This is a genomic window from Rhizorhabdus sp., from assembly GCF_018006725.1.
Lineage (GTDB): Bacteria > Pseudomonadota > Alphaproteobacteria > Sphingomonadales > Sphingomonadaceae > Rhizorhabdus.
Map to the genome: position 1 here is coordinate 1 of NZ_JAGMXV010000347.1, position 4,036 is coordinate 4,036.

A 4,036-nucleotide genomic window follows, 5' to 3' on the forward strand; every position below is an offset into this window, starting at 1 on the left:
GCCCTGACCATGCCTGACGATGGTCAACGACGTCGTCAGCGTCGTGTCGTCGATATGGAACCCGCCATGGAAGACGATATGCGCGTCGCCACCGGCCATGCGGTCGCCTTCGACATGAACGACCCCGCCACGTGTTTCGTCGTCCCGGCAGCCGAACGGGCCGAAGCGCAACGTCCACAGGCCCTGCACGTCATCAGCCGTCATCATCTTTGGAGATGCCCCGACATCGAACCAGCGGCCCGCAACGGGCAGCTGACGAACGTCGAACAGTTCACGATCCGGTAGTTCCATACGCCACCACCCTCGCAACAGACTGACATTGGGGCGAAAATTGCCGCTGTCGCTTTTGCGCGGAAATACAGGTGAAATACCTAAGACTTTTGTCGGAGGGGCGCACTGGGCCGATCGTCAGTTTCCGCTACGGCGCGCTAGGAAAGCGAGCCGCTCGAACAGCATGATGTCCTGTTCGTTCTTGAGCAGTGCGCCGTGAAGCGGGGGGATCGCCTTCTTGGGATCGCGATTCTGCAGAACCTCGAGCGGCATGTCCTCGACCAGCAGCAGCTTGAGCCAGTCGAGCAATTCGCTGGTCGACGGCTTCTTCTTCAGGCCGGGAACCTCGCGGATCTCGTAGAAGATATCCATTGCGCGCGAGACCAGCGTCTTCTGAATGTCCGGGAAGTGGACATCGACGATCGCCTGCATCGTCTCGCGGTCGGGGAATTTGATATAGTGGAAGAAGCATCGGCGCAGGAAGGCGTCGGGCAGCTCCTTTTCGTTGTTCGACGTGATGACGACGATCGGCCGCTCCTTCGCCGCGACGGTCTCGCCGGTCTCGTAGACGTCGAACGACATGCGATCGAGTTCCTGCAGCAGGTCGTTCGGAAACTCGATATCGGCCTTGTCGATCTCGTCGATCAGAAGCACCGGCAGGGTCGGAGCGGTGAATGCCTCCCACAGCTTGCCCTTGCGGATATAGTTGCGGATGTCGTGGACCCGCTCGTCGCCCAGCTGACCGTCGCGCAGACGGGCGACCGCATCATATTCGTACAGGCCCTGATGCGCCTTGGTGGTCGACTTGATGTGCCACTGGATCAGCGGCGCGCCGGTCGCTGCCGCGATTTCGTGCGCGAGGACGGTCTTGCCGGTGCCCGGCTCGCCCTTCACCAGCAGCGGACGCCGCAGCGTAACGGCTGCGTTGACCGCCACTTTCAGGTCGTCGGTCGCCACATAGTTGCTGGTACCTTCGAAGCGCACGCCCATCTCTCCCGCCGGAAAACCGCTGTTTCCGGCGATAGGGTGCCTTGCCGCTGCTTGTCCAGCCCCGTGCGGGCGCCCGAAGGACCGGGTCAGAGCAGCGCGTCGACCCTCGCGCCCGAGCGGGCCTCGAGCAGATCCCACAGCCCGCGATGCTGGATCAGCAGCTGTTGGGCACCAAAGACGATGGCGCGTTCGGCGGCCGGCGCCTCGATGAGCTCCAGGACGCCCAGCGTCTGGCGCATCGAGGGCAGCGCCGGTGGAGTGAGCGTCACGCCGAAGCGCTGCGCCGCCGCGTCGACCACGGCACGGATCGCCCGCCAGTCGAGCACGAGCGCGGCCGCCGCGCCCAGCGCGCAGCCGTTGCGCTCGGACCTGGCCAGCATCTCCAGCGCATGCCGCTGTCCCGCCACGGCGGTCTCGCAACCGGCGTGGCCTGGGGTGCTGGGCAGTGGCCCTGCCGCCACGACCGTTCGCATCAGATAGGCCCGCTCCTCGGCAAAGCCCTCCGCCGCCGCGTCGAGCCAGCCTCGGACAGCTTCCTCCGGCGGCCTTTGCTGAGCCAGATCGACCACGCCGGGATGGCTGCCGTGCAGACTGGAGATCAGATGCACGGCGTCGGCAAGATCGCGCGCCGCTTCACGGCCACGCGCGAAGATGGCCGATGCAATATAGGGGTGGGTCTTGCCGCCATCGGCCGCGAGCAGAGCGCCGACCGCCTCGGCCGCGCCCGGACGCGCAGCCTCCTTGTGTTGTTGAAACGCCATACGCAACAGTCCCGAATACAACCGGTTCACACACGATCGGCAAAGACACCGCCTCTCGCGAGCCCTTCCTAGCGCAACTGCGGTAAATGCCCCGTTTACGGCGCAAAATATATTTTCCGGCCGAAAGGTGCCGATGCTGCCCGATGGTGAATGCGCAAAACATCAATTCCCCGTTCACCCCATCGGCGCTAGAAGGGACGGCTTATGGCGCGATCATCCCGTACGAACGACTGGGGCTTTCCCCGCTGGCGAGGCTATGGCAGCGAGCGCGGAGCGAGCAAGGTGCGGATGTGCGACCGCCATGGCTGCGACCAGCCGGGCGACTGCCCCGCCCCCAAATCCCCCAACAGCCGAGAACGCTGGTATTTCTGCCCGCGCCACGCGGAGGAATATAACCGCAATTGGGATTATTTCGCCGGCCTCTCCGCCGAGGAAGCGGCCGAACGCGAGGCGAACGAGAAGCGCGATGCGTCCGGCTTTACCGAGCAGGCCTATCACAGCTGGGGCGGGCCGGGCGACGGCCGCTGGACCCGCGACGAACTGCGCGCTTTCGAGACGCTCGAACTGGAATCGGATGCCGATTTCGAGGAAGTGAAGGCCGCTTGGCGCCGGCTGGCGAAGGCCAATCATCCCGACGTCAAACCGAACGATCCGCAGGCCGCCATCAAGTTCCAGGCGGTTCAGGCCGCCTTCGAGATATTGCGCCGTGCCGAAGAGCGCCGTCCGCGCTGATCAGGCGGTGAGAACGGCGAGACTCGCCCGCTCGTTGCTTCGTAATCGGGATGGCTTCGCCGGGACGTTTTCAATCCACCGCCCCGCCTTCGCCATCTCGACAAAGGCCGGTGCCACGTAGGATTTTCGGCAAACGGCAGGTGTATTGCCCAGCTGTCCTGCGACCTCGCTCAGCAGGGTCTTTACCGACGTCCGCCTGCCGCGCGCCAGCATGCCAGCGGCCACGGCACAGGCGCGCCAGGTGCGGAAGGTCTTGGCCGTACCAGTGCCGTCGGTCAGCTCGGCTATCCACTGATTGACGTCGGCGGCCCGGACCCGAACCCCCGACCGCATCGCGAACAGTTCGCCGGAGCCGGCGCGCTTCAGTTCCGCCAGGGCAGCAGCGAGGGTGGCGTCCCTGGCCGACAGATCGGCCCTGATGCCGTGCTTGCCATAGAAGCAGAGGCGAATCTGGTCGCCCTGGATACGGGCGTGACGGTTAAGCAGCGTCGTAGCGCCGAAGCTGCCATGGGCCGCCGAGTCCGATGATCCCACACGAATGGCGAAACCGTCGAGCAGTCGAACCGCCGCAGCGCGGGCCTTTTCCCAAGGATCGTTGCTTTCCAGCGCCTTGCGCACGACCGCGCGCAGATGCGGCAGATGTTCGGCAAAGGCGGGGAGCGAAGCGAATTTCTCCTCATCGCGCGCCTCGCGCCAGCGGCCATGGTAGCGATATTGGCGGCGGCCGGCCGCGTCGATACCGGTCGCCTGCACCGGTGCATCGGGGTCGGGATTGATCCACACCTTGCGCCAGGCCGGCGGGATGCCGAGCGCCAATATCCGCATCCGCTGCTCGACATCGGCGACGGTCGTCCCGTCAGGGGCGATGAAGCGCCAGCCCCGCCCGCGTCGCAGCCGCGTGATGCCGGGCGCAGCATCGATCCGTTCGGCGGGGTCTATCGGGCGATGTTCCATGGCGGTAAAACGCCCGACCGGGCGAATCGCTGCATCGCCCTGAAACGCGCGGCCCCGGCTATTCGCTGCCGAGATCGTCGGGCAGCGGATCGCGGCCGGAGATGCGGCGGGCCAGCGCCTCGCCATCGGTCAGGCTCCAGCGGCCGGGCAGTTCGATCACGCCGTCGCGGATCGGCTTGCGGACAAGTTCGGCCGCGAGGGTTTTACCGTCGAGCGCGATCAGCAGCGGCTTGCCGACCAGCGCGCCGCTGATCCCTTCCAGCCGCTTCGCCGCGTCGGGGGTCAGCGTCAGCATGATTCCGACTTTGCCGTTGATGTCAGGCAAAGCG

4 protein-coding genes and 2 pseudogenes are annotated in these 4,036 nt (G+C 65.7%); 1 reads left to right on the forward strand and 5 read right to left on the reverse strand.

From position 1 onward, the window contains the following. The 3 genes and pseudogenes from KAY22_RS25645 to KAY22_RS25655 form a co-directional block, all read right to left on the reverse strand. A pseudogene (locus KAY22_RS25645) lies at positions 1–291 on the reverse strand (hypothetical protein); the annotation flags it as partial. 117 nt (positions 292–408) lie between these two features. Continuing rightward, positions 409–1,254, reverse strand: coding sequence for a MoxR family ATPase (locus KAY22_RS25650; RefSeq protein WP_296625937.1), 846 nt, complete (start codon positions 1,252–1,254; stop codon positions 409–411). Positions 1,255–1,346: 92 nt separating this feature from the next. Continuing rightward, on the reverse strand, positions 1,347–2,021 hold the full coding sequence (locus KAY22_RS25655) for a hypothetical protein (RefSeq protein ID WP_296625938.1): 675 nt from the start codon (positions 2,019–2,021) through the stop codon (positions 1,347–1,349). 204 nt (positions 2,022–2,225) lie between these two features. On the opposite strand from KAY22_RS25655, the gene KAY22_RS25660 reads away from it, so the two are divergent. Beyond that, entirely contained in the window at positions 2,226–2,753 is a 528-nt protein-coding gene (locus KAY22_RS25660) for a J domain-containing protein (RefSeq protein WP_296625939.1), read from the forward strand. On the opposite strand, the gene KAY22_RS25665 is transcribed toward KAY22_RS25660, so the two are convergent. Both KAY22_RS25665 and KAY22_RS25670 read right to left on the reverse strand, forming a co-directional pair. Next, the gene (locus tag KAY22_RS25665; protein WP_296625940.1) at positions 2,754–3,707 is read right to left on the reverse strand and encodes a DNA topoisomerase IB; all 954 of its coding nucleotides are present in this window, start codon (positions 3,705–3,707) and stop codon (positions 2,754–2,756) included. Positions 3,708–3,765: 58 nt separating this feature from the next. Beyond that, positions 3,766–4,036, reverse strand: a pseudogene (locus tag KAY22_RS25670) (hypothetical protein); the annotation flags it as partial.

Coding starts and splice junctions, on each gene's coding strand:
- KAY22_RS25665 (WP_296625940.1), bottom strand. CDS start 3,707: ATGGAACATCGCCCGATAGACCCCGCCGAACGGATCGATGCTGCGCCC.
- KAY22_RS25655 (WP_296625938.1), bottom strand. CDS start 2,021: ATGGCGTTTCAACAACACAAGGAGGCTGCGCGTCCGGGCGCGGCCGAG.
- KAY22_RS25660 (WP_296625939.1), top strand. CDS start 2,226: ATGGCGCGATCATCCCGTACGAACGACTGGGGCTTTCCCCGCTGGCGA.